This window comes from Sulfitobacter sp. 1A13421 (genome assembly GCF_043557285.1).
GTDB lineage: Bacteria > Pseudomonadota > Alphaproteobacteria > Rhodobacterales > Rhodobacteraceae > Sulfitobacter > Sulfitobacter faviae.
Genome location: NZ_JBIFFQ010000003.1, coordinates 104,860 through 125,627, shown reverse-complemented (window position 1 = coordinate 125,627; position 20,768 = coordinate 104,860). Strand labels below are relative to the sequence as shown.

The window sequence follows — 20,768 nt, the reverse complement described above, 5'->3', positions numbered from 1 at the left end:
GAAATCTCCGGACGGTTGGCGCAGAGGTAAGGGCTTGGGCCCGCTTCGTCTAGCCCGTCAGTCCGACTTGGGCGCAGGCTCGCCCGCCGTGGCGTGCACCAGCGCGGCGGCTTGTGCCCGGTTGCGGATGCCGAGCTTGCGGTAGCCGGATTTCGCATAGTCCGACACGGTGTGGATAGAGAGGTTGCAGCGGTGCGCGGTCTGCTGGCGGGTGTAGCCATGGGCCAGCAGGTTCACCACTTCGGCTTCGCGCGGGCTGAGTTTGTCGAAGGCCGAAGGGTTTTCGGGCAGGGGCAGCGGCGCGGTGCCGGTCAGGTCTTCGATCCGGCGGTGCATCAGCAGGCAGAAGAGGCGCAGATCCTCGGCGATGTCGCTGAAGGCGCGCTCGAACTCTTCGGCCTCCATCCCGTTGCCGACGATGAAACCGCCAAAACGTTCGGAGCCCTTCAGCCGCATCGGCACGGCAAAGGCAGCATGCAGACCTTCGCGCCCCGCGCGGGCGATCAGCGAATGCTCAGACGGGGTGACATCGGGGTAGAGGTGGACGAAGGCTTGGCCGATCGTCAGCACATCATAACTGTTGCACGAGTGGTGCAGGAATGGATCATCCTCGGGCGGGAGGTCATCGTAAAGGTCGGGGATGGTCGACAGAAACTGAGCGTCTTTGAAATCCGCACCCACGCTGATGTGGATGGCGTGGGTAAAACCGGTCTTTCGAAATGTCTTTACGATCCCATCCCAAAGCGCGCTAACATCTTGCAGCTTTTCCAAACGTACAGCGGCATCGAACAGCATCTTCCCTCACTTTTACCCCCCTTTTTCGGGGGGTCGTCTACTTCTACGGGAGCAGGTAGTGTGGGATCAAGGGGAACGCATGGGTTCATGTGCTGTATTGTATCTTCCCTGGGGTATTTTAGAAATTTCACAGGCCAGTGACGCCACAGTCGCTGGCCTGGTATTCGTTTGCCCATCATCCAGACGCCACGCGCAGTAAGGCCGCTGCCGCACGGGGGCGGCATGGTTCTGCGCGAAACGGAGATGCGTCTTTTATTCGTGCGGTGCGGGGTCGCGCGGCGGGCGGCCGATCACATCACGCAGATCGTCAAGCTCGATAAAGTTGTCGGCTTGGCGGCGCAGGTCATCCGAGATCATCGGCGGCTGGCTGCGGATCGTGGAGACGACGGAGACGCGCACGCCTTGGCGTTGCAGGCTTTCCACCAGCGGGCGGAAATCACCATCGCCAGAGAAGATCACGATATGATCGACACGCGGGGCCAGTTCCATCGCATCGACGGCCAGCTCGATGTCCATGTCGCCTTTGACTTTGCGGCGGCCCATGCTGTCGGTGTATTCCTTGGCCGGTTTGGTGACCATGGAGAAGCCGTTGTAGTTCAACCAGTCGACGAGCGGGCGGATCGGCGAATATTCATCGTTTTCCAAAAGCGCGGTATAGTAGAAGGCGCGCAGCAGCTTGCCGCGGCGCATGAACTCTTGCCGCAGCAGCTTGTAGTCGATGTCGAAGCCCAGCGTCTTTGCCGCGGCGTAGAGGTTGGAGCCATCTATAAAAAGCGCCAACCGCTCATCTTTGTAGAACATTAAACTATCCTTTCGGCAGGCTTCGCCGTATTCCCGGTTTGAACTGTAATCGCCGCGGATTAATAAATCCGTGACCTCTGGCGATGCCCCCACATCAGGGTGCATAACTAAGGCTTTTTAACGATGTCGCAAGACCCCGAGGGTATGGAATTAAGCAGTAGAGACCCTATACGAAAGTATAGTCTTCTGGTTGCACTCGGCGGTAACCTTGCATCTTCTGTGGGTAAACCTCAGGAAACGCTAAAATCGGCTTTAAAGCTATTGCAGACGTCCGGCGCGGTGATTCGCGCCACAAGTGCATTCTATCACACTCCGGCCTTTCCCGCAGGGGCGGGGCCGGACTATGTGAATGCCGCCGCCTGGCTCGAAGCGCCATGGGATCCGCAGACCGCTCTTGGCGTCTTGCACCGGATCGAGGCGCAGATGGGCCGCGAGCGGGTGCAACGCTGGGGGCAGCGGACCTTGGATTTGGATCTTTTGGCCTGTGATGATATCGTGTTGCCAGACCGTCAGACCCACAAGATATGGCGCGAGTTGCCTTTGGAAGCACAGATTGGCCGCACGCCGGATCAATTGATTCTGCCGCATCCCCGGCTACAGGATCGGGCTTTTGTCTTGGTGCCGCTGGCCGATGTGGCCCCAGATTGGGTGCATCCGCTGCTTGGAAAGCCCGTGCGCGCCCTGCTTGAGGCTCTGCCTGAGCGGGATCGTGCCGAGGTGCGGCGGCTGCAATAACGGCTTGTAAATCTGCCCGAGGCGGCTTAAATACGGCACTTCTGGCAGCAAATGAGATATTGGAGGCTTCATGGCCCGCGTCACCGTCGAAGATTGTGTGGATAAGGTTCCGAACCGTTTCGAACTCGTCATGCTGGCCGCACATCGTGCCCGCGAGATCTCTGCCGGATCGCAGCTGACCGTTGACCGTGACAACGACAAGAACCCCGTCGTGTCCTTGCGCGAAATCGCCGAAGAAACACAGTCGGCCGATGATCTGCGCGAGCGTCTGATCGAAAGCAACCAGAGCCAGATCGAAGTCGACGAGCCCGAAGAAGACGCCATGGCGCTTTTGATGGGTGCCGAAGAGGACAAGCCCGAAGAAGACAGCATGTCCGAAGAAATGTTGCTGCGCCAGTTGATGGCCGCACAGGGGCAGGGCTGACCCCCGCGCCCCGGCCGGGGCTATGAGGCAGATGGCATGAACAGCGCCGACATCACTGCCGACGACCTGATCGCTCTCGTTCAAGGCTACAATCCGCGTACCAACGAACCCCTGATCCGCGCCGCTTTCGACTATGGGGCGCGGATGCATGAGGGGCAGTTTCGCCATTCCGGTGAGCCCTATTTCACCCATCCCGTCGCTGTCGCTGCGATCCTCACGGAACAGCAGCTGGACGATGCGACGATCATCACCGCCCTTCTGCACGACACGATCGAAGACACCAAAGCGTCTTATGCCGAGGTGCAAAGCCTCTTTGGCGGCGAAGTGGCAGAATTGGTCGATGGTGTCACTAAGCTGACCAACCTTCAGCTGAACTCGACCGAGACCAAACAGGCCGAGAATTTCCGCAAGCTTTTCATGGCGATGTCCAAGGACTTGCGCGTCATACTCGTCAAGCTCGCCGACCGTCTGCACAACATGCGCACGATCAAATCCATGCGCCCGGACAAGCAGATCAAAAAGGCGCGGGAGACGATGGACATCTATGCGCCGCTGGCGGGCCGCATGGGCATGCAGTGGATGCGCGAAGAGCTTGAAGACCTCGCCTTTCGGGTGCTCAACCCCGAGGCGCGCGCTTCGATCATTCGCCGGTTCATCACACTGCAACGCGACACCGGCGATGTGATCCAGCGCATCACCGGCGATATGCGGGTAGAGTTGGAAAAGGCGGATATCGAAGCCGAGGTCTTTGGCCGGGCCAAGAAACCCTATTCGATCTGGCGCAAGATGGAGGAGAAGGAGCAAAGCTTCTCCCGCCTGTCCGACATCTACGGCTTTCGCGTCATCACCGCGTCCGAGGAGGATTGCTATCGCACGCTCGGCGCGATCCACCGGCGCTGGCGCGCGGTGCCGGGGCGGTTCAAGGATTACATCAGCCAGCCCAAGACCAACGGTTACCGGTCGATCCACACAACCGTCTCGGGCCGCGATGGCAAACGGGTGGAGGTGCAGATCCGCACCCGCCAGATGCATGACGTGGCCGAGACCGGCGTCGCCGCCCATTGGTCCTACCGCGACGGTGTGCGCAGCCGGAACCCCTTTGCCGTCGATCCCGCCAAGTGGATCAGCCAGCTGACCGAGCAGTTCGACGCCGAGACCGATCACGAGGATTTCCTCGAAGCGGTGAAGCTTGAAATGTACGCCGATCAGGTCTTCTGCTTCACGCCCAAAGGCGATGTGGTAAAACTGCCGCGCGGCGCCACGCCGATTGATTTCGCCTATGCGATCCACACCCGTATCGGCAACGCCTGTGTGGGAGCCAAGGTCGACGGGATGCGCGTGCCGCTGTGGACCCGGATCAAAAACGGCCAGTCGATTGAGATCACCACCGCGCAGGGCCAGACGCCGCAGGTGACATGGCTCGACATTGCCACCACGGGTAAAGCCAAGTCGGCGATCCGGCGCTCCCTGCGTGAGGTCGACCGCGAGCGCTTTATCAAACTGGGCCGTGAATTGGCGCGTTCGGCCTTTGCGCAGGTCGGTAAAAAGGCCACCGATAAGGTGCTGCATACCGTGGCCAAGAACATGCGGCTGAATGGTCCTGATGAGGTGCTCGCCCGGCTTGGCAGTTCGGAGCTCACGGGCCGCGAAGTGGTGGAATGCGTCTATCCCGACCTTGCCCCGCAAAAGGGCGAACAGATCGACGTGCGCCGCGCGGTCGTGGGGCTGGAGCCGGGGCAGAGCTTTGACCGCGCGCCCTGCTGTACCCCGCTGCCCGGTGAGCGGATCGTCGGCATCACCTTCCGGGGCAAGGGCGTGACTGTCCATGCCATCGACTGTGACCGCCTCTCGGAATATGAGGACCAGCCCGAACGCTGGCTCGATCTGCGTTGGCATGATGGCAGCCATCCAGCGGTCTATACCTGCGCGCTGGACATCACCATCGGCAATGGCGCGGGCGTTCTGGGGCGGGTCTGCACTTTGATCGGCGAAGCCTCGGCCAATATTTCGGATCTGGAGTTTGTGGAGCGCAAGCCTGACTTTTACCGGCTGGTGGTCTATGTGGATCTCCGAGACGTGAGTCACCTGCATTCGCTGATGTCCACGCTCGAAGCCGAGAGTGAGGTCGCCGATGTCAGCAGGCACCGCAATATGAGCACGGGAAAGACTGTCGAAAAAACGACCTGACCCCGCGCAGACGAAACGCCGATACTGGACCTGAGACTTGATTTTCAAACGCCGCGATCCGAAACCGACCCTGCGCGCGCTGGCCGAGTTTCTGTGGCCGCGCGGTGGTTGGACGCGGGCGTTCCACTATGTCAAACACCGGATGCGGCGGCTGCCCGACAGCCCCGAGCGCATTGCGCGCGGCATCTGGGCCGGGGTCTTTACCACCTTTACGCCCTTCTACGGCCTGCATTTCATCGTGGCCGCGCTGATCGGGCGGGTGATGCGGGCCAATATCCTTGCTGCGCTGATGGCGACTTTCTTTGGCAACCCGCTGACCTATGTGCCCATCGGCATCGCGGCCCTGCAAACCGGGCATTGGATCCTCGGCGCGCCTGTGGCGCCGACGGCGCACCGCTCTTTCGGGGGTAAGTTTCTCGACGCCGGGCGCGATCTGAAAGAGAATTTCGTCGCGATCTTTACCGATACCCAGATGGATTGGACCGGGCTGACGGTGTTCTTCCATCAGGTCTTCTACCCCTATCTGATCGGGGGCATCCTGCCTGGGATGATCTGCGCCTCTATCGCCTATTACATCTCGGTCCCGGTGCTGCGCGCCTATCAAAAGCGGCGGCGCGGCATGATCAAAGCCAAGTTCGAGGCGCTCAAACATAAGGCGGCGCAAAAGGCCGACGCCAAGCGCCACGCGGACTGATCCTGTCGCGCCATCAATTTTCGGGAAAAATCGCTTCTCCCTATGGGGTTGGCGAAAGTTCCGACCTATGGTCGGGGCAAGTGATGCAAGGGGAATCGAGATGGCGGATCAACCAAAGCTGAGATTGGGCGTGAACATTGACCATGTGGCGACGGTGCGCAACGCACGGGGCGGCGCCTATCCCGACCCGCTGCGCGCGGCCAAGATCGCGGAAAAGGCCGGGGCCGATGGCATCACCGCGCATCTGCGCGAAGACCGGCGGCATATCTCCGACGCCGATATCGAAGGCTTGATGGAGGTGCTGTCGGTCCCGCTCAACTTCGAGATGGCCGCGACGGATGAGATGCAAAAGATCGCCCTGCGCCATAAGCCCCACGCGGTCTGCATTGTGCCCGAAAAGCGTGAAGAGCGGACCACCGAAGGCGGGCTGGAAGTCGCCCGGGAAGAGAACAAATTGGCCCATTTCATCGCGCCCCTGCGCGAGGCAGGCAGCCGGGTGTCGATCTTCATCGCAGCCGAGCGCGCGCAGATCGAAGCCGCCAACCGCATCGGCGCAGAGGTGATCGAACTGCACACCGGTGCCTATTGCGATGCCTTCGCCGAGGGCCGTTGGGATGAGGCGGATGTCGAACTCAACAAGCTGCGCGAGATGTCGCGTTTCGCCGACTCTCTCGGGCTTGAGGTGCACGCGGGCCACGGGCTGACCTATGACACCGTCACCCCGATCGCCGCTTTCCCCGAGGTGCGTGAGCTTAACATCGGGCATTTCCTGATTGGAGAGGCGATCTTCCTCGGGTTGGAACCCGCGATTGCCGAGATGCGCCGCCTGATGGATGAGGCCCGCGAGGGCTGAACCTGCCGCCCGCCGGTGGCGGAAAATCTCTCAAAGGGTGCCTCCCTTCGGACCTAAAGCGGCCTTGGCCGCGTTGGGCCGCCAGACTGGTTAACGAACCTAAGGAGGCACCAATGAGCGACCATATCGACACGCTGAAGAAACTGCACACCCGCCTGATCGACAGCCGCGACGGCTATCGTGAATCACGCAAGCAGGTCTCGGATGAAGCGGCATTTGTCGGCTTCTTCGACCAGCGCATCGCGGAACGTGAGAAGTTCCACACAGAACTGCACCGCCAGCTTGGCGTCGACGGTGTGGATGTATCCGAAGAAGGCTCTGCCGCCGCATCGGCTCACCGCGGTTGGCTGAAGCTGCGCGACGCGGTGACCGGCGACAACGAAGCTCTCTATGACGAGATCATCAACGGCGAATCCGCATTGGTCGAAAACTACGACGATGCGATCAAAGCCACTGCTGGCCGCCCCGGCTATGAATTCCTGACCGAGCAGCGCGCCGCCGTTCAGCGCGCAATTGACGAGGCAAAAGCCGAGAAGGCGCGCCACGTCGCAGCCTAAGCGCAGCGCCCTGTGGTAAATTCAACGCCGTCCCGTTCCCGCGGGGCGGCGTTTTCGCGTCGGATTGCCGCTTTTCCTCGCTTTCGCCGCGTGATCTATTGAGGGCAAAGGGCCACCGGCCCCGTCACGCGGCAAGAATGGCACTCAATGATCCTCGGCATCGGCACTGATCTGGCAAATATCGAGCGTATCCAAGGCACGCTGGACCGTTTTGGCGACCGGTTTCGCAACCGCGTTTTCACGGAAGTCGAGCAACACAAGGCCGAGCGTCGTCGCGATGTGGCGGGGACCTATGCCAAACGCTGGGCCGCGAAAGAGGCGTGCTCAAAGGCGCTTGGCACCGGACTGCGCATGGGCATCGCTTGGCGCGACATGGCCGTCAGCAACCTGCGCACCGGCCAGCCGGTGATGGAGGTCACGGGCTGGGCCGCGGACCGTCTCGCCGCGATGACCCCGCCGGGGCATGAGGCGATCATCCATGTGACCCTGACCGACGATCACCCTTGGGCGCAGGCTTTCGTGGTGATCGAAGCGCGCCCTCTTGCCGATCCGGCCTCTTAGACTGGCGCGCCCCGCCGTTTCGCGTCATATGCACGCGGGGCAGGCCGATCCGGCCCCGCGTCACTTGACTTGGCCCGCACGGCCCCGCATGTAACCCCAAACCTATATGTCAGGAGCGCCGCATGGCCGCTAAGGAAAAAACCGGCAACGCCTTTGTCGAAACCATCAAGACAATCTTTTGGGCGCTGCTGATCGCCGGTGTCTTTCGGACCCTGTTCTTCCAGCCCTTCTGGATTCCCTCCGGCTCCATGAAAGAGACGCTGCTGATCGGTGATTTCCTCTTCGTGAACAAGATGGCCTACGGCTATTCCTACGCCTCTTGCCCCAGCCTGATGCTGCCCGGTGTCGGGATCGAGATTGACGCCAAGGATGTCTGCGGTGTCTTTGATGGCGATAACGAGCGCCTCTTCGGTTCTGAGCCTGAGCGCGGCGATGTGGTCGTCTTCCGTCATCCTGTCTCGGGCCGCGACTATATCAAGCGCCTGATTGGCCTGCCGGGTGACAAGGTGCAAATTAGAAATGGTGTCATCAGCCTGAACGGCACCCCGGTCGAGGTCGAAGATGCGGGCACGTTTGAAGAGGTCATGGCCCCCCAAGGCCCGCAACAACTGCGCCCGCGCTGCGAAAACGGCCCCGTGGGCCAAGGGGCGACCTGCGTGAAAAGCCGCCAGATCGAAACCCTGCCCAATGGCGTGTCCTACCCGACCCTGAACATCACCAATCAGCAGTCGGACAACACGGGCGTCTATACCGTGCCCGAGGGGCATTACTTCTTCATGGGCGACAACCGCGACAACTCTGCCGACAGCCGGTTGGCGCAGCGCGCCGGGGGCGTGGGTTTTGTGCCCTTCGAAAACCTCATTGGCCGCGCGGATCGCATCATGTTCAGCTCTGCCGGGCGTTCGATGCTGTTCTTCTGGACATGGCGCGGCGACCGCTTCTTCGAAGCTGTCAGATGAAACTGAGCGGAGACCTCAAAGCCTTCGAGACCCGGATTGGTCATCACTTTGCCAAGCCGGAGCTGCTGGTGCGCGCGGTGACGCACGCCTCCATGTCCTCGGCCAATCGTGACGATAACCAGCGGTTGGAGTTTCTGGGCGACCGGGTGCTGGGCCTCGTCATGGCCGAGGCGCTGCTGGCGCTTGATCCCGGTGCTAGCGAAGGCCAGTTGGCCCCCCGTTTCAACGCATTGGTACGCAAGGAAACCTGCGCCGATGTGGCGCGTGAGATTGATCTGGGCAAGGTGCTCAAGCTCGGTCGGTCCGAGATGATCTCGGGCGGGCGGCGCAAACAGGCGCTTCTGGGCGACGCCATCGAGGCGGTGATTGCCGCGGTCTATCTGGACGGTGGTTTTGACGCCGCCAAAGACCTCGTGCTGCGGCTTTGGGGCGACCGCCTGAAAACCGTCAAGGAAGACGCGCGCGACGCCAAGACCGCTTTGCAGGAATGGGCGCAGGCCCGCGGGCTGAACCCGCCACGCTATGTGCAGACCGGGCGCAGCGGCCCGGATCACGCGCCCGTCTTTACCATTACCGCGCGGCTGGACAACGGGGCCGAGGCCGCCGCCACCGCGCCGTCGAAACGCGCCGCCGAACAGGCCGCCGCCAGCACGCTGCTGCGGCAATTGGAGAGCAACACATGACCACCCGTGCCGGATTCGTCGCCCTGATCGGAGAGCCCAACGCGGGCAAATCCACCCTGCTGAACCGCATGGTCGGGGCCAAGGTCTCGATCGTGACACATAAGGTCCAGACCACCCGCGCCCGCATCCGCGGCGTGGCGATGGAGGGCGATGCGCAGTTGGTCTTCGTCGACACGCCGGGCCTCTTCCAGCCGCGCCGCCGTCTGGACCGCGCCATGGTCGCCGCCGCTTGGGGCGGGGCCGCGGATGCCGATGTGATCGTGCTGCTGATCGAGGCGCACCGCGGCGTGACCGAGGGCGTGGAACGCATCCTCGAAGAGCTCGGCAACATCGCCAAGGGCCGCCGCGTGGCGCTGGCGATCAACAAGATCGACCGCGTCGAGGCGCCGGTGCTGCTGGGGTTGGCCGAAAAGATGAACGAGCGGTTTGAGTTTGCCGAAACCTTCATGATCTCCGCCGAACGTGGGCACGGCACTGACACCCTGCGCGAATGGCTGGCGGGCGAGGTGCCGGAAGGGCCGTGGCTCTACCCCGAGGACCAGATCGCCGACCTGCCGATGCGCAACATCGCCGCCGAGATCACGCGCGAGAAGCTGACCCTGCGCCTGCATCAGGAACTGCCCTACCAGCTCACCGTCGAGACCGAGAATTGGGAAGAGCGCAAGGACGGCTCGGCCCGGATCGACCAGTTGGTCTATGTCGTGCGCGACGGCCATAAGGGCATCGTGCTAGGCAATAAGGGCGAGACGATCAAGGCCGTGGGCAAGGCGGCGCGTGAGGAACTCGAAGAGTTCCTTGGCCGCAAGGTGCATCTGTTCTTGCAAGTGAAAGTCCGCGCCAACTGGCTGGAAGAGGCCGAGCGCTATTCCGAGATGGGCTTGGATTTCAAAGATGGCAACGACTGACCGTAAAGGCCAGCCATGCCCCGCCTGACCGCGCGTTTCTGGGTCGATGCCTATCTCGCGCGGCTCCGGCTGCAGGACATTCCGGCTTTCGTCGTGGCCCATGGCGATGATACCGGCGGCGCGGTGCTGGTGAAGCTGGCAACGCTTGATGGCCGCGCCGTGCTGTTTCAGCGTTCTTTTGACTTGATGAGTGGCGAGCGGAAGTGGGTCGAGCTTGCCTCGGGCGACGAGCGTGAAGTCGACGCTACCGTCACCCGCCAACGCAGCTTCGACCCTGATCTTTGGGTGATCGAGGTCGAGGATCGCGCCGGGCGGCACCTTCTGGACGAACCGGGGTTGGCCTGATGGAATGGCGCGATCACGGCATCCTGCTGAGCGCGCGGCGACATGGCGAGACCTCCGCCATCATCGAGGTCTTCACCCCCGCCCAAGGCCGCCACGCGGGCATCGTCCGTGGCGGCACCAGCCGCAAGATCGCCCCCAGCCTGCAACCCGGCGCGCAGCTTGATCTGGCGTGGCGCGCGCGGTTGGAGGACCACATAGGGGCCTTCACTGTCGAGCCTTTGCGCAGCCGTGCCGCCGTGGCGATGCAGGACCGTCTGGCGCTGGCGGGGCTGAACGCGGTCACCGCGCTCTTGGCCTTCTGTCTGCCCGAACGCGAGCCGCATCCGGCGCTTTACCGCCGCACCGAGGCGCTGTTGGATATGCTGGGGCAGGGCGATGTCTGGCCGCTGGCCTACCTCAAGTGGGAACTGCGCCTGTTGGAAGAGATGGGCTATGCGCTTGACCTCGATGCCTGCGCGGTGACCGGCGCGACCGAAGGGCTGATCTATGTCTCGCCCAAGACCGGGCGCGCGGTCTCGGCCAAGGGGGCGGGGGACTGGGCGGATCGGCTTTTGCCCCTGCCGCCCGTGCTGCGCGGCGGCGCAGGCAGCGATGCCGAAGTGGCGCAGGGCCTGCGGACCACGGGGCATTTCCTGACCGTGCATCTGGCGCGGGACTTGGGCGGCAAACCCCTGCCGGAAGCCCGCGCGCGCTTTGTCGATGCCTTTAGTCGGCGGCTTTGAAAACCAGACGTTCGCCGCTGTCGTCCGATAGGATCATCGTGTCGCCGAGCACGTCCGAAATGGTCACCTCTGTCAGCGCATCCAAGAACGCCGTCTCGCCCGCAAGGTCGGGGCAGGCGCGGCGGGTGACGGCGATATGGCCGGTGTCGAACCACGGGTAGGGCACCGTCATCGCGGCGCTATAGGCGTTGCAGGGGGCCTGCCCGGCGATCTTGCCGGTCTCTGGGAAGGTTAGGGTCGCGCGGGCATCGAAGGGCTTGCCGTCCAACTCCACCAGATGCCAGGTCTTGTCGCCCGCGCCATAGGCGCGGACGGTTTCATCGCCTTGGCATTGCGGCAGGGCGCTGAGGGCGGCGAGGATCAGAAAGCTGCGCATGGGCTGTCCTTTGGGTTGCAAGCGCCGCCTATGTCTCTGACATCCGCGGCGCTTGCAACCCCGGCAGATCAGCCCAAGAGACGGCGGGCGATAACCTGCGCCTGAATCTCGGCAGCCCCTTCGAAGATGTTAAGAATCCGCGCATCGCAGAGGATTCGGCTGATCTTATACTCCAGTGCGAAGCCGTTGCCGCCGTGGATCTGCAAGCCGTTGTCGGCTGCCGCCCAAGCGACACGGGCGCCGAGCAGTTTCGCCATGCCCGCCTCCACGTCACAGCGGCGTCCCGCGTCCTTCTCGAAAGCGCTGTAGTAGGTCAGCTGCCGCGCGACCATCAGTTCCACCGCCATCATCGCCAGCTTGCCGGAGACGCGGGGGAAGTTGATCAGCGATTTGCCGAACTGCTTGCGGTCTTGGGCGTATTGCATCGAGATATCCAGCGCCGATTGCGCCACGCCGATGGCGCGGGCGGCGGTCTGGATGCGGGCGCTCTCGAAGGTCTCCATCAACTGTTTAAAGCCGCGCCCCTCTTCGCCGCCGAGGAGGTTCTCGCCCTTCACCTCGAAACCGTCGAAGCCAAGCTCATATTCCTTCATCCCACGGTAGCCCAGCACCTCGATCTCACCGCCAGTCATGCCGGGGGTGGGGAAGGGGTTGGCATCATCGCCGGGGGTCTTTTCGGCGAGGAACATCGACAACCCACGGTGATCGCTGGTTTCGGGATCAGTGCGCGCCAGCAGGGTCATCACATGGGTGCGCGCGGCATGGGTGATCCATGTCTTGTTGCCGGTCACCTTGTAATCATCCCCGTCCTTAACCGCGCGGGTGCGCAGACTGCCAAGGTCTGAGCCGGTGTTGGGCTCGGTAAAGACCGCCGTCGGCAGGGTTTCGGCGCTGGCGATGCGGGGCAGCCATTTCTCTTTCTGCGCGTCGGTGCCGCCGCAGAGGATCAGTTCGGCGGCAATTTCCGAGCGGGTGCCGAGCGAACCGACCCCGATATAGCCGCGCGACAGTTCCTCGCTGACCACGCACATCGAGGCTTTGGTCAGGCCCAGCCCGCCGTATTCTTCGGGGATGGTCAGGCCGAAAACGCCCATCTCGGCCAGTTCCTCGATCACCTCCATCGGGATCAGTTCGTCCTTGAGGTGCCAGTCATGGGCGTGCGGCTCGACCTTTTCCACCGCGTAGCGGCGGAACTGGTCGCGGATCATCTCAAGCTCTTCGTCCAGTCCGCTGACGCCAAAGGTCACATCGGCGCTGCGTTCCTGCATCAGTTCGACCAAACGGCTGCGCGCGGCTTGGGTGTTGCCCGCGCGGGTCAGGGTAGTGATCGCAGGATTATCGAGCGCGGCCTCATCCTCGGCGCTCAGCCCCAGATCTTGCAGGCGCAGCATCTCCCCTTGGTTCATCTGGATGCCGCCGCGGATCTGGCAGAGGTATTCGCCAAAGGCGATCTGGTGCAGCAGTTGCTCCACCTCGCCAAAGCGCCCCTCACTTTGTAGCCGCTCGGCCCAAAGCTGCATCTGACGCAGGGCTTGGACATAGGTGGCGAGCCAAGCAAGCCCGTGGGCAGCGGTCTGATCGGCCTCGATCAGCTTGGCCGAAACCCGGTCGCTATCGCTCACCTGCGCGCGGACCGCGGCGGTGGCGGTTTCGAGCAACTGGTCGAGCGGGGGCACGGCCCCCCCGGTCTGCCCGATCAGATCGTCGAGAATTACGCGATGCATCGTCATGTCCTGACCGTCATGTGCCATGGGCTGTCCTTTCTTGCTTGGGACAGGCATAGACCTTTCGCAGTCGCAGCACAACAAAGATACGTTTCGCTGCGGCATTTTGTTCTAATCTTGCGCGGCCATTTTTGACGTGCGGCCCCGGAGGAGGGTGCTATGTAACGGTATGAACAGTATTTTCCCCTTTCTCACCCCGTTCGAATTTTATGCTGCACTTGCAATCGGACTTTGCGGTGGCTTCGTCAAAGGCGTGGTGGGCTTTGCCCTGCCGCTGGTGCTGATTTCCGGTCTCACGACCTTCATGGCGCCCGATCTGGCCTTGGCGGGGCTGATTCTGCCCACGGTGCTGGCCAACGCTTTCCAAGCCCTGCGGCAGGGGCCGCAGGCCGCGATGCGGTCGATCAAGCTGTTTTGGGTGTTCCTGCTCTGCGGCGGCGTGATGCTGGTGCTTTCCGCCCAGATGGTGCGGCTGGTGCCGGCAACGGTGATGCTGCTGATGATCGGCGTGCCGGTGGTGCTGTTTGCGCTGCTGCAACTGTCGAAACATCAGTTTCATCTGGCCCAGCGGTCGACGAAGGTCGAGGCACTGGTGGGCGGGTTTGCCGGGGCCGTCGGGGGGATTTCCGGCATCTGGGGGCCGCCCACGGTGGCCTATCTCACCGCGCTCGGGACCGCGAAACATGATCAGATGCGGATCCAAGGGGTGATTTACGGGCTGGGCGCGGTGGCGCTGCTTGTCGCGCATATCGGCTCGGGCGTTCTGAACGCGCAGACTTGGCCCTTCTCGGCGCTGTTGATTCTACCGGTGATGCTGGGGGTTTGGCTCGGCAGCAAGGTGATGGACCGTGTCGATCCGGTGCTGTTTCGCAAGATGACTTTGGTGGTCTTGATGGTGGCGGGGTTGAACCTGATCCGGCGGGCGATTTTTTAGGCGATTTCAGTGGTTGCCACCCCGGCCCGGACTCAAGCCGCAGGCGCCGGGTCATCGCCTGCCCGCCCGGACGGGTAGGCGATTTGGTGAGGCTGGTAGTGACTTTGCGAACGCATATCTCGGCTGCGCCATAAAGTGGCATAAGGCGCCGTCGGATCGCCCACCCGCGGGCAGGGGATGGCCCTCACCGTGGCCACGCAGATGCGCGCGGGCGAAGTCTTTTGTAAGTTGTGTCGGAGGATGATGGTGGAGCCTAGCGGGATCGAACCGCTGACCTCCTGCATGCCATGCAGGCGCTCTCCCAGCTGAGCTAAGGCCCCATCGTGGATCGTGATCGTGTGATCCGGGTCGTTCTGTGGCGCTGTCTAGGCGCTGGCGGAGGCGGGATCAAGCGGAAAATTGACCCCGCCGCCGATTAATTAATCTTCGTCGTCCGACGCCACATCGGCGAGGTCGTCGAGCGGTACTGTATCGTCATCATCGTCGTCATCGTCGAGGATGTCGTCGTCCAGATCCACATCGACCGCGTCATCGTCATCCACCAGGGATTCTTCATCAGCTTTGTCGCCCTTCTTGGCTTTGGCTGTGACCGCATCCTCGGCATCCGCCGCGATCATGCGCGACTTGGAATTGTCGACCTCGACCTCTTCGCCCGTGTAGGGGCTGATGATCGGATTCTTGTTGAGGTCATAGAAGCGCTTGCCCGTAGTGGGGCACAGGCGCTTGGTTCCCCATTCTTCGTTGGGCATGAAACACCCCTTTATAATATTGCTGTTGCGTGTAGATGATTCCGGCCAAGTGCCATATGAGGGGGGCACTGTCAAAGGCTTTGGCCTCTATCTAGGGACGTTGCTCCGGTAATGAAAGACCCTGTATTGCCCGGCAACCCGCCGATTCCGCTGATCCTGCGTCGTTCGGCCCGTGCGCGGCGCATCTCTCTGCGTATCTCGCAATTGGACGGACGGGTGACCCTGACCATGCCAAAACGGCTGGCGGAACGTGAGGCGCTGGCCTTTGCCGAAAGCAAACAGGACTGGATTCGCCAACACCTCGCCGCGCGGGGCGAGGATGTGATCGTGGCCCCGGGGGCCGAACTCCCGGTAGGCGGCAAGCTGCTTCGGGTGCGCGGCGGGCAGGGGAGGGGCGTGCGGATCGGCCCCGAAGAGATCCTCGTGCCCGGCCCTGAGGAGAGGGTCGGTAAACGTCTGGCCGCCCACCTGCGCGAAGTGGCGCGCGACCGCCTTGCCGGGGCTTGCGACGACTATGCCGCGCTACTGGGCAAGCCCTATGCCCGCATCACTCTGCGCGATACGCGCTCTCGCTGGGGGTCTTGTTCCAGCGACGGGGCGCTAATGTTCTCTTGGCGGTTGATCATGACCCCGCCCGAGGTGCTCGACTACGTCGCCGCCCATGAGGTCGCGCATCTGGCGCAGATGAACCACTCCCCCGCCTTCTGGGCCGAGGTTGCGCGAATTTACGGTGATTATCAGGCGCCGCGCCAATGGCTGCGCGACCATGGCGGCGGACTGCACCGCTATCGCTTCTAGTCCAGCGTGGCGAAACGCGCCTTCAGCAGCGCTTCGGCATATTCATCCTCGGCCGTGCTGTCATGCACGACACCGCCACCGACATTCAGCCGCAACCGCCCATCCGGGTGACAGGTCGCGGTGCGGATCGCCACGTTGAATTGCATCGCGCCAGAGGGAGCGATCCAGCCCACCGCGCCGCAATAGGCATCGCGCGGGGCCGGCTCCAAGGCGCGCAGGATCTGCATCGCGCGAATCTTGGGGGCCCCGGTGATCGAGCCGCAGGGAAAGAGCGCGTGAAAAAGGTCAGTCAGCCGTTTGCCCGGCAAGACCTGCGCCGTGATGCGCGAGGTCATCTGGTGCAGGGTCTCATAGGTCTCGATCTCGAACAGTTTCGGCACCTCGACGCTGCCCACCTCGGCGATCCGGCTGATGTCGTTGCGCAAAAGGTCCACGATCATCAGGTTCTCGGCCATGTTCTTTTCCGAGGCCGCAAGCTCTCCGCGCAGCTTCGCGTCCTCCTCAGCGTCCCGCCCGCGCCGCGCCGTGCCCTTCATCGGGCGGGCGGTGAGCTGCCCCTCGGCGGTGAGCGCAAAAAACAGCTCCGGCGAGCGCGACAACAGCACAGGGCCGCCAAGATCGACGAAAGCCCCATGTGCCACGCTTTGCCGCTGGCGCAGCCGGGCATAAAGCGCCGCTGGCGTCCCGGTATAGCGCCCCTCCATCCCGAAGGTCAGATTGGCCTGATAGATGTCCCCCGCGCTGATGAAGTCCTGCACCTCGGCAAAGGCGGCCTGATACTGGGCAAAATCCCAATCCGGCGTGAGCGCCGACAGGCTGGCATCATCCGCATCTTCGGCAAAACCATAGGCCTCGGGCGCATCAAAAACGCCGAAACGTAGCAGGGGCAGCCCGCGCGCCGCAGGCATCAACTCACGTAGCTTGTGCGAGCCGAGATAGCCCAACTCATAACTCGCATAGCCTGCCAACCAGGCGCCGCTTTCCTGCGCCGCTTCAAGTGCTGCAAAGGCCGCAGGCACCTCAGCCGGGGTATCGGCACTGATGATCTGCCGCGGCGCGGTGAAGGCCGTGCCGTACCCCAGCGGGCCAGTGTCGAAAAGAACGCGCGGGCCAGCCATAGCGCGCCTTAAAAGTCCGCAGGCACGCGCATATCGCGCAGTGGCCGCACGATATCGATGGATTCCTGGTAGAGCGGATGCGCCTTATAGGCGGCCAGCGCCTCGGCATCCGGGAATTCGGCATAGACGACCACATCCACATCCCCCGACAGCGCATCAACACGGGTGTTTTCGCAGATCTCGAAAGTCGTCGAATGCGGAATGTCGGCCAATTTCCAAAGCCCCGCCACGATCGTCGGAATGTCCTTGGGGTCCTTGGCCGAGAAAAAGACCACATGACGGATGAAGTTTCGTTTGGTCACGGCGCGTCTCCTTAAGGCAGTTTGACCTCCGATAAATCGCCGCAAGGCCCGCGACAACGGGTGATCGCGTCTTGGCTGCAAAATGCCGCGCTTGACGGGTGGCTGGTTTGTGATCACAACCGCATCATGAATCTTACCCCGCGCCCTGTCGAGGCCACGCCGCTGGCCCATGATCGTGTCTACCGCCGCCTGCGCGCGCGGATCATGCATGGCGATCTACCGCCCGGCCACGCCCTCACCCTGCGCGGCATCGGTAAGGAATATGAGGTCTCGATGACCCCGGCCCGCGAAGCGGTGCGGCGGCTGGCGGCAGAGGGGGCGCTGACCATGTCGACCTCCGGGCGCATCTCCACCCCCGAGCTCAGTAACGAGCGGATCGAGGAGTTGGCCGCCCTTCGCGCGCTCTTGGAGGTCGAGCTTGCCTCTCGCGCCCTGCCACGCGCCCATATGGCGCTGATTGAGCGGATGCAGACGATCAACACCAATATTGCCGAGGCCGTGGCCCACCGCGATGCGGTCAGTTATATCCGCACCAATCTCGAATTTCATCGCACGCTCTACCTGCGCGCCCAAGCGCCCGCCATGCTCGCCATGGCAGAGACGGTCTGGCTGCAACTCGGCCCGACCATGCGCGCGCTCTATGGCCGCCTGCGCCGGACCGAGCCGCCGCATTTCCACCGTCTGATCATCGCGGCCCTGCGCGCCGGCGATGAGCCGGGGCTGCGGCTGGCAGTGCGTTCGGATGTGACACAAGGTCTGCGCATGCTGGCCAGCTGATCCCGCCCATGGCTTGACAGCCGGGCAGCAGCGGCGCATCAAAGGCATATGGAAAAGACCATCTTCACATCTGTCTATTACCCCCGTTCCTGATCGGCGCGGCACCCATTCCCATATCCACAAGCCGCCACAGCGCGGCTCTGCTTGTCTCCCTGTGGTGATCACAGAAAGAGACGACATGCCCCCCATTCGACCCGCCGTGAAATCCGACCTGCCGATGGTGCTTGATCTCGCCCACGCGCTGGCCGCCTACCACGGCGACACTGCCACCGTGACCCTCGCCGCGCTGGAACGTGACTGCTTCGGCCCCACGCCTTGGGTCACCCTTCTGGTGGCCGAAGGCGCTACCGGCCTGCATGGCTATGCCGCGCTCTGCCCGCAGATGCAGTTGCAATTCGGCGCAAGAGGGATGGTCCTGCACCACCTCTTCGTCTGCGACACGGCCCGCGGTCGCGGCATTGGCCGCGCGCTGGTCGAAGCGGCGCTGGACCACGCCCAGAGCCAAGGATGCAGCTATGTAACCGTGGGCACGGATACAAAAAGCCGGCGCGCGCAGGGTTTCTACCGCGCCGCCGGTTTCGATCAAATCACGCCCGATCCGCGTTTTCGGCGGCGGCTGGCTTAGGCCGCCAGCCCCTTGCGCCCCATCTCAAGGAACTTGGTCCGGCGTTCCTGAACCAGCGTCTTGCCGTCCTTGCCGTCAAGCTCCTTGAGCATCGCTTCGATCGACTTGCCCACGGCCTTGATCGATTCCTCGGCATGGCGATGCGCACCCCCCATCGGCTCAGGGATGATCTGGTCGATCACGCCAAGCGTCTTGAGCTCATCCGCCGTCAAACGCATTTGCTCGGCGGCTTCGCGCATCTTCTCGCTGTCTTTCCACAGGATTGAGGCACAGCCTTCGGGCGTAATCACGGAGTAAACCGAATGCTCCAGCATAGCGACACGGTTCGCCGTGGCGAATGCCACCGCCCCGCCAGAGCCGCCTTCGCCCACAATCACGCTGACCAAAGGCACGCCGATCTGCAGACATTTCTCCGTCGAACGGGCAATCGCCTCGGACTGGCCGCGCTCTTCGGCTCCCTTGCCGGGATAGGCGCCGGGCGTGTCGACGATGGTAACCACCGGCAGGTTGAACTTGTCGGCCAGTTCCATCAACCGCACCGCCTTGCGATAGCCCTCAGGCCGCGCCATGCCGAAATTACGCTCGATCCGGCTCTTGGTGTCATTGCCCTTCTCATGGCCAATCACCACGACAGGCGTATCATTGAACCGCGCCAACCCGCCCATGACGGCCAGATCATCGGCAAAGTTTCGATCCCCCGCCAAAGGCGTAAACTCGGTGAAAAGCGCTTCGATATAATCCTTGCAATGGGGCCGCTCCGGATGGCGCGCCACCTGACATTTCCGCCAAGGCGTCAGAGAGCCATAGAGGTCTTCGAGCATCCCGGCGGCTTTCTTATCCAGCGCGCGGGCCTCATCGGTGATGTCCATCTCTTCATTGGACCGGGCCAACGCCCGCAGCTCTTCCGCCTTGCCTTCGATCTCGGCCAGGGGTTTTTCGAAATCCAGATATTGGGTCATTGCATGCTCCGGCTTGTTGCCTGTGTATATGGAGCGCCGCGCGCCGGTTTGCAACGCGGGTTTGCAAGGCAGGCAAGCCCACGCCCCTCCCTCTTCATCCTTTTTCAAATACCCTCGGGGGTCCGGGGGCAGAGCCCCCGGCGGCTTGCCAAAAGCGCTTAACCCCCGGCGATCATTTCAGATTGACGCACGATCACCTCGGCCTGTTTGATGCTGGCGATGTCCACCAAACGCCCCTTATAGACGGTGGCCCCTTCGCCCTTGGCCTTGGCCTCTTCCATCGCCGCGAGGATTTCGCGCGCCTCGGCCACAGCCTCTTCCGACGGGGTGAACACCTCGTTGCTCAGCGCCACCTGCTTGGGGTGGATCGCCCATTTGCCGACCATGCCCAAGGTGGCCGAGCGGCGCGCCTGTGCGCGGAAACCCTCGTCGTCCGAGAAATCGCCGAAAGGCCCGTCGACGGGCAGCACACCATGCGTGCGGCAGGCGGCAACGATGGCGGCCTGTGCCCAGTGCCACGGGTCCGACCAATGCTTCTGCTCGCCGCGCTGCATATAGTAGTTCTCTTGCGTGCCGCCGATGCCGGTGGTCTGCATGCCCATGGAGGCGGCGAAATCCGCGGCCCCCAGCGACATGGCCTGCAAGCGGGGGGAGGAGGCGGCGATCTCTTCCACATGGGCGATACCGGCGGCGGACTCGATGATGACCTCAAAGCTGATTTTCTTCTCGCGGCCCTTGGCGGTCTCAACCGCGGTCACCAGCGCATCGACGGCATAGACATCCGCCGCGCAGCCCACCTTGGGGATCATAATCTGATCAAGCCGCGGCCCGGCCTGCTCCAGCAGTTCCACCACGTCACGATACCAATAGGGTGTGTCGAGCCCGTTGATCCGCACCGAAAGCGTTTTGTTGCCCCAGTCGATCTCGGAAATCGCCTTGATGATATTGGCGCGCGCGCTGTCCTTGTCCGAAGGTGCCACGCTGTCCTCAAGGTCGAGGTTGATCACATCGGCATCCGACGCTGCCATCTTTTCAAAGATCGCCGGGCGGGAGCCGGGGCCGAACAATTGGCAGCGGTTCGGGCGGGCAGGGGCGGCAGGCTGAATGCGGAAGCTCATGGGGTACCTATGGGTAATATTGTTTCATCGTGCATCTTCATTCTGGTATGAAATTGCGCCACTAATC

25 protein-coding genes and 1 tRNA gene are annotated in these 20,768 nt (G+C 62.7%); 16 read left to right on the top strand and 10 right to left on the bottom strand.

Annotated features, from left to right (window positions below; all coding sequences use genetic code 11):
- Positions 1-57: 57 nt before the first annotated feature.
- Together ACGYLI_RS07380 and ACGYLI_RS07375 are read right to left on the bottom strand one after the other, a co-directional pair.
- Positions 58-795: a LuxR family transcriptional regulator gene (locus ACGYLI_RS07380; RefSeq protein WP_209216623.1), complete on the bottom strand. Its 738-nt coding sequence runs from the start codon at positions 793-795 to the stop codon at positions 58-60.
- Positions 796-1,047: 252 nt separating this feature from the next.
- Complete coding sequence (locus ACGYLI_RS07375; protein WP_394403362.1) at positions 1,048-1,596, bottom strand: NYN domain-containing protein; 549 nt, start codon at positions 1,594-1,596, stop codon at positions 1,048-1,050.
- A gap of 123 nt (positions 1,597-1,719) precedes the next feature.
- Between ACGYLI_RS07375 and folK the strand changes: the two genes are divergently transcribed.
- The 12 genes from folK (at position 1,720) to recO (ending at position 11,221) form a co-directional block, all read left to right on the top strand.
- Positions 1,720-2,331, top strand: coding sequence for a 2-amino-4-hydroxy-6-hydroxymethyldihydropteridine diphosphokinase (folK, locus tag ACGYLI_RS07370; RefSeq protein ID WP_394418459.1), 612 nt, complete (start codon positions 1,720-1,722; stop codon positions 2,329-2,331).
- 70 nt (positions 2,332-2,401) lie between these two features.
- Positions 2,402-2,755, top strand: coding sequence for a DNA-directed RNA polymerase subunit omega (gene rpoZ / locus ACGYLI_RS07365; RefSeq protein WP_067264606.1), 354 nt, complete (start codon positions 2,402-2,404; stop codon positions 2,753-2,755).
- A gap of 36 nt (positions 2,756-2,791) precedes the next feature.
- Complete coding sequence (locus ACGYLI_RS07360) at positions 2,792-4,942, top strand: RelA/SpoT family protein (protein WP_394418457.1); 2,151 nt, start codon at positions 2,792-2,794, stop codon at positions 4,940-4,942.
- Positions 4,943-4,979: 37 nt separating this feature from the next.
- Positions 4,980-5,636: a DUF2062 domain-containing protein gene (locus ACGYLI_RS07355; RefSeq protein ID WP_067264597.1), complete on the top strand. Its 657-nt coding sequence runs from the start codon at positions 4,980-4,982 to the stop codon at positions 5,634-5,636.
- A 100-nt stretch (positions 5,637-5,736) separates the two neighbouring features.
- Positions 5,737-6,489, top strand: coding sequence for a pyridoxine 5'-phosphate synthase (locus tag ACGYLI_RS07350; protein WP_209216617.1), 753 nt, complete (start codon positions 5,737-5,739; stop codon positions 6,487-6,489).
- A gap of 113 nt (positions 6,490-6,602) precedes the next feature.
- Positions 6,603-7,046, top strand: a complete 444-nt coding sequence (locus ACGYLI_RS07345) for a PA2169 family four-helix-bundle protein (RefSeq protein WP_394418455.1) — start codon at positions 6,603-6,605, stop codon at positions 7,044-7,046.
- A 147-nt stretch (positions 7,047-7,193) separates the two neighbouring features.
- Positions 7,194-7,607, top strand: coding sequence for a holo-ACP synthase (acpS, locus tag ACGYLI_RS07340; RefSeq protein WP_394418453.1), 414 nt, complete (start codon positions 7,194-7,196; stop codon positions 7,605-7,607).
- A gap of 122 nt (positions 7,608-7,729) precedes the next feature.
- The gene (gene lepB / locus ACGYLI_RS07335) at positions 7,730-8,566 is read left to right on the top strand and encodes a signal peptidase I (protein ID WP_394418451.1); all 837 of its coding nucleotides are present in this window, start codon (positions 7,730-7,732) and stop codon (positions 8,564-8,566) included.
- Positions 8,563-9,249 carry a ribonuclease III gene (gene rnc / locus ACGYLI_RS07330; RefSeq protein WP_067264583.1) on the top strand — a complete coding sequence of 229 codons (687 nt, stop codon included), beginning with the start codon at positions 8,563-8,565 and terminating at the stop codon, positions 9,247-9,249. The genes lepB and rnc overlap by 4 nt, the downstream gene beginning before the upstream one ends.
- Complete coding sequence (gene era, locus ACGYLI_RS07325) at positions 9,246-10,154, top strand: GTPase Era (RefSeq protein WP_067264580.1); 909 nt, start codon at positions 9,246-9,248, stop codon at positions 10,152-10,154. The genes rnc and era overlap by 4 nt, the downstream gene beginning before the upstream one ends.
- A gap of 15 nt (positions 10,155-10,169) precedes the next feature.
- The gene (locus tag ACGYLI_RS07320; protein ID WP_394418448.1) at positions 10,170-10,499 is read left to right on the top strand and encodes a DUF1491 family protein; all 330 of its coding nucleotides are present in this window, start codon (positions 10,170-10,172) and stop codon (positions 10,497-10,499) included.
- On the top strand, positions 10,499-11,221 hold the full coding sequence (recO, locus tag ACGYLI_RS07315) for a DNA repair protein RecO (protein WP_394418446.1): 723 nt from the start codon (positions 10,499-10,501) through the stop codon (positions 11,219-11,221). The genes ACGYLI_RS07320 and recO overlap by 1 nt, the downstream gene beginning before the upstream one ends.
- Here recO and ACGYLI_RS07310 read toward each other — a convergent pair.
- Both ACGYLI_RS07310 and ACGYLI_RS07305 read right to left on the bottom strand, forming a co-directional pair.
- Positions 11,205-11,597, bottom strand: coding sequence for an META domain-containing protein (locus tag ACGYLI_RS07310; RefSeq protein ID WP_209216607.1), 393 nt, complete (start codon positions 11,595-11,597; stop codon positions 11,205-11,207). The genes recO and ACGYLI_RS07310 overlap by 17 nt on opposite strands.
- A 68-nt stretch (positions 11,598-11,665) precedes the next feature.
- Entirely contained in the window at positions 11,666-13,348 is a 1,683-nt protein-coding gene (locus ACGYLI_RS07305; RefSeq protein ID WP_394418444.1) for an acyl-CoA dehydrogenase family protein, read from the bottom strand.
- A gap of 142 nt (positions 13,349-13,490) precedes the next feature.
- Between ACGYLI_RS07305 and ACGYLI_RS07300 the strand changes: the two genes are divergently transcribed.
- Positions 13,491-14,255 (top strand): sulfite exporter TauE/SafE family protein, encoded by a 765-nt coding sequence (locus tag ACGYLI_RS07300; RefSeq protein WP_394418442.1) that lies wholly within the window; start codon positions 13,491-13,493, stop codon positions 14,253-14,255.
- Positions 14,256-14,499: 244 nt separating this feature from the next.
- Here the strand turns inward: ACGYLI_RS07300 and ACGYLI_RS07295 are convergent.
- Together ACGYLI_RS07295 and ACGYLI_RS07290 are read right to left on the bottom strand one after the other, a co-directional pair.
- Positions 14,500-14,575: transfer RNA gene (locus ACGYLI_RS07295), tRNA-Ala, on the bottom strand.
- A 99-nt stretch (positions 14,576-14,674) separates the two neighbouring features.
- The gene (locus ACGYLI_RS07290; RefSeq protein ID WP_168613575.1) at positions 14,675-15,004 is read right to left on the bottom strand and encodes a TIGR02300 family protein; all 330 of its coding nucleotides are present in this window, start codon (positions 15,002-15,004) and stop codon (positions 14,675-14,677) included.
- Between the two features lie 111 nt (positions 15,005-15,115).
- Between ACGYLI_RS07290 and ACGYLI_RS07285 the strand changes: the two genes are divergently transcribed.
- Positions 15,116-15,802 carry a M48 family metallopeptidase gene (locus ACGYLI_RS07285; RefSeq protein ID WP_394418440.1) on the top strand — a complete coding sequence of 229 codons (687 nt, stop codon included), beginning with the start codon at positions 15,116-15,118 and terminating at the stop codon, positions 15,800-15,802.
- Here the strand turns inward: ACGYLI_RS07285 and ACGYLI_RS07280 are convergent.
- Positions 15,799-16,920, bottom strand: a complete 1,122-nt coding sequence (locus ACGYLI_RS07280) for an aminodeoxychorismate synthase component I (RefSeq protein ID WP_394418438.1) — start codon at positions 16,918-16,920, stop codon at positions 15,799-15,801. The genes ACGYLI_RS07285 and ACGYLI_RS07280 overlap by 4 nt on opposite strands.
- An 8-nt stretch (positions 16,921-16,928) precedes the next feature.
- Positions 16,929-17,222: a Dabb family protein gene (locus ACGYLI_RS07275; protein WP_271688393.1), complete on the bottom strand. Its 294-nt coding sequence runs from the start codon at positions 17,220-17,222 to the stop codon at positions 16,929-16,931.
- A gap of 126 nt (positions 17,223-17,348) precedes the next feature.
- Here ACGYLI_RS07275 and ACGYLI_RS07270 point away from each other — a divergent pair, with 126 nt between their 5' ends.
- Positions 17,349-17,999 (top strand): GntR family transcriptional regulator, encoded by a 651-nt coding sequence (locus ACGYLI_RS07270; RefSeq protein ID WP_067264652.1) that lies wholly within the window; start codon positions 17,349-17,351, stop codon positions 17,997-17,999.
- Positions 18,000-18,177: 178 nt separating this feature from the next.
- Positions 18,178-18,624, top strand: coding sequence for a GNAT family N-acetyltransferase (locus tag ACGYLI_RS07265; protein ID WP_394418436.1), 447 nt, complete (start codon positions 18,178-18,180; stop codon positions 18,622-18,624).
- Here the strand turns inward: ACGYLI_RS07265 and ACGYLI_RS07260 are convergent.
- Positions 18,621-19,583 carry an acetyl-CoA carboxylase carboxyltransferase subunit alpha gene (locus tag ACGYLI_RS07260; protein WP_394411162.1) on the bottom strand — a complete coding sequence of 321 codons (963 nt, stop codon included), beginning with the start codon at positions 19,581-19,583 and terminating at the stop codon, positions 18,621-18,623. The genes ACGYLI_RS07265 and ACGYLI_RS07260 overlap by 4 nt on opposite strands.
- Positions 19,584-19,741: 158 nt before the next feature.
- Positions 19,742-20,701, bottom strand: coding sequence for an L-malyl-CoA/beta-methylmalyl-CoA lyase (locus ACGYLI_RS07255; protein WP_067264541.1), 960 nt, complete (start codon positions 20,699-20,701; stop codon positions 19,742-19,744).
- Positions 20,702-20,768: the final 67 nt, after the last annotated feature.

Bases quoted from the DNA above. Each gene is read 5' to 3' on its own strand.
- ACGYLI_RS07380 (WP_209216623.1), bottom strand. From the start codon at position 795: ATGCTGTTCGATGCCGCTGTACGTTTGGAAAAGCTGCAAGATGTTAGC.
- ACGYLI_RS07375 (WP_394403362.1), bottom strand. From the start codon at position 1,596: ATGTTCTACAAAGATGAGCGGTTGGCGCTTTTTATAGATGGCTCCAAC.
- folK (WP_394418459.1), top strand. From the start codon at position 1,720: ATGTCGCAAGACCCCGAGGGTATGGAATTAAGCAGTAGAGACCCTATA.
- rpoZ (WP_067264606.1), top strand. From the start codon at position 2,402: ATGGCCCGCGTCACCGTCGAAGATTGTGTGGATAAGGTTCCGAACCGT.
- ACGYLI_RS07360 (WP_394418457.1), top strand. From the start codon at position 2,792: ATGAACAGCGCCGACATCACTGCCGACGACCTGATCGCTCTCGTTCAA.
- ACGYLI_RS07350 (WP_209216617.1), top strand. From the start codon at position 5,737: ATGGCGGATCAACCAAAGCTGAGATTGGGCGTGAACATTGACCATGTG.
- ACGYLI_RS07345 (WP_394418455.1), top strand. From the start codon at position 6,603: ATGAGCGACCATATCGACACGCTGAAGAAACTGCACACCCGCCTGATC.
- acpS (WP_394418453.1), top strand. From the start codon at position 7,194: ATGATCCTCGGCATCGGCACTGATCTGGCAAATATCGAGCGTATCCAA.
- lepB (WP_394418451.1), top strand. From the start codon at position 7,730: ATGGCCGCTAAGGAAAAAACCGGCAACGCCTTTGTCGAAACCATCAAG.
- rnc (WP_067264583.1), top strand. From the start codon at position 8,563: ATGAAACTGAGCGGAGACCTCAAAGCCTTCGAGACCCGGATTGGTCAT.
- era (WP_067264580.1), top strand. From the start codon at position 9,246: ATGACCACCCGTGCCGGATTCGTCGCCCTGATCGGAGAGCCCAACGCG.
- ACGYLI_RS07320 (WP_394418448.1), top strand. From the start codon at position 10,170: ATGCCCCGCCTGACCGCGCGTTTCTGGGTCGATGCCTATCTCGCGCGG.
- recO (WP_394418446.1), top strand. From the start codon at position 10,499: ATGGAATGGCGCGATCACGGCATCCTGCTGAGCGCGCGGCGACATGGC.
- ACGYLI_RS07310 (WP_209216607.1), bottom strand. From the start codon at position 11,597: ATGCGCAGCTTTCTGATCCTCGCCGCCCTCAGCGCCCTGCCGCAATGC.
- ACGYLI_RS07305 (WP_394418444.1), bottom strand. From the start codon at position 13,348: ATGGCACATGACGGTCAGGACATGACGATGCATCGCGTAATTCTCGAC.
- ACGYLI_RS07300 (WP_394418442.1), top strand. From the start codon at position 13,491: ATGAACAGTATTTTCCCCTTTCTCACCCCGTTCGAATTTTATGCTGCA.
- ACGYLI_RS07290 (WP_168613575.1), bottom strand. From the start codon at position 15,004: ATGCCCAACGAAGAATGGGGAACCAAGCGCCTGTGCCCCACTACGGGC.
- ACGYLI_RS07285 (WP_394418440.1), top strand. From the start codon at position 15,116: ATGAAAGACCCTGTATTGCCCGGCAACCCGCCGATTCCGCTGATCCTG.
- ACGYLI_RS07280 (WP_394418438.1), bottom strand. From the start codon at position 16,920: ATGGCTGGCCCGCGCGTTCTTTTCGACACTGGCCCGCTGGGGTACGGC.
- ACGYLI_RS07270 (WP_067264652.1), top strand. From the start codon at position 17,349: ATGAATCTTACCCCGCGCCCTGTCGAGGCCACGCCGCTGGCCCATGAT.
- ACGYLI_RS07265 (WP_394418436.1), top strand. From the start codon at position 18,178: ATGCCCCCCATTCGACCCGCCGTGAAATCCGACCTGCCGATGGTGCTT.
- ACGYLI_RS07260 (WP_394411162.1), bottom strand. From the start codon at position 19,583: ATGACCCAATATCTGGATTTCGAAAAACCCCTGGCCGAGATCGAAGGC.
- ACGYLI_RS07255 (WP_067264541.1), bottom strand. From the start codon at position 20,701: ATGAGCTTCCGCATTCAGCCTGCCGCCCCTGCCCGCCCGAACCGCTGC.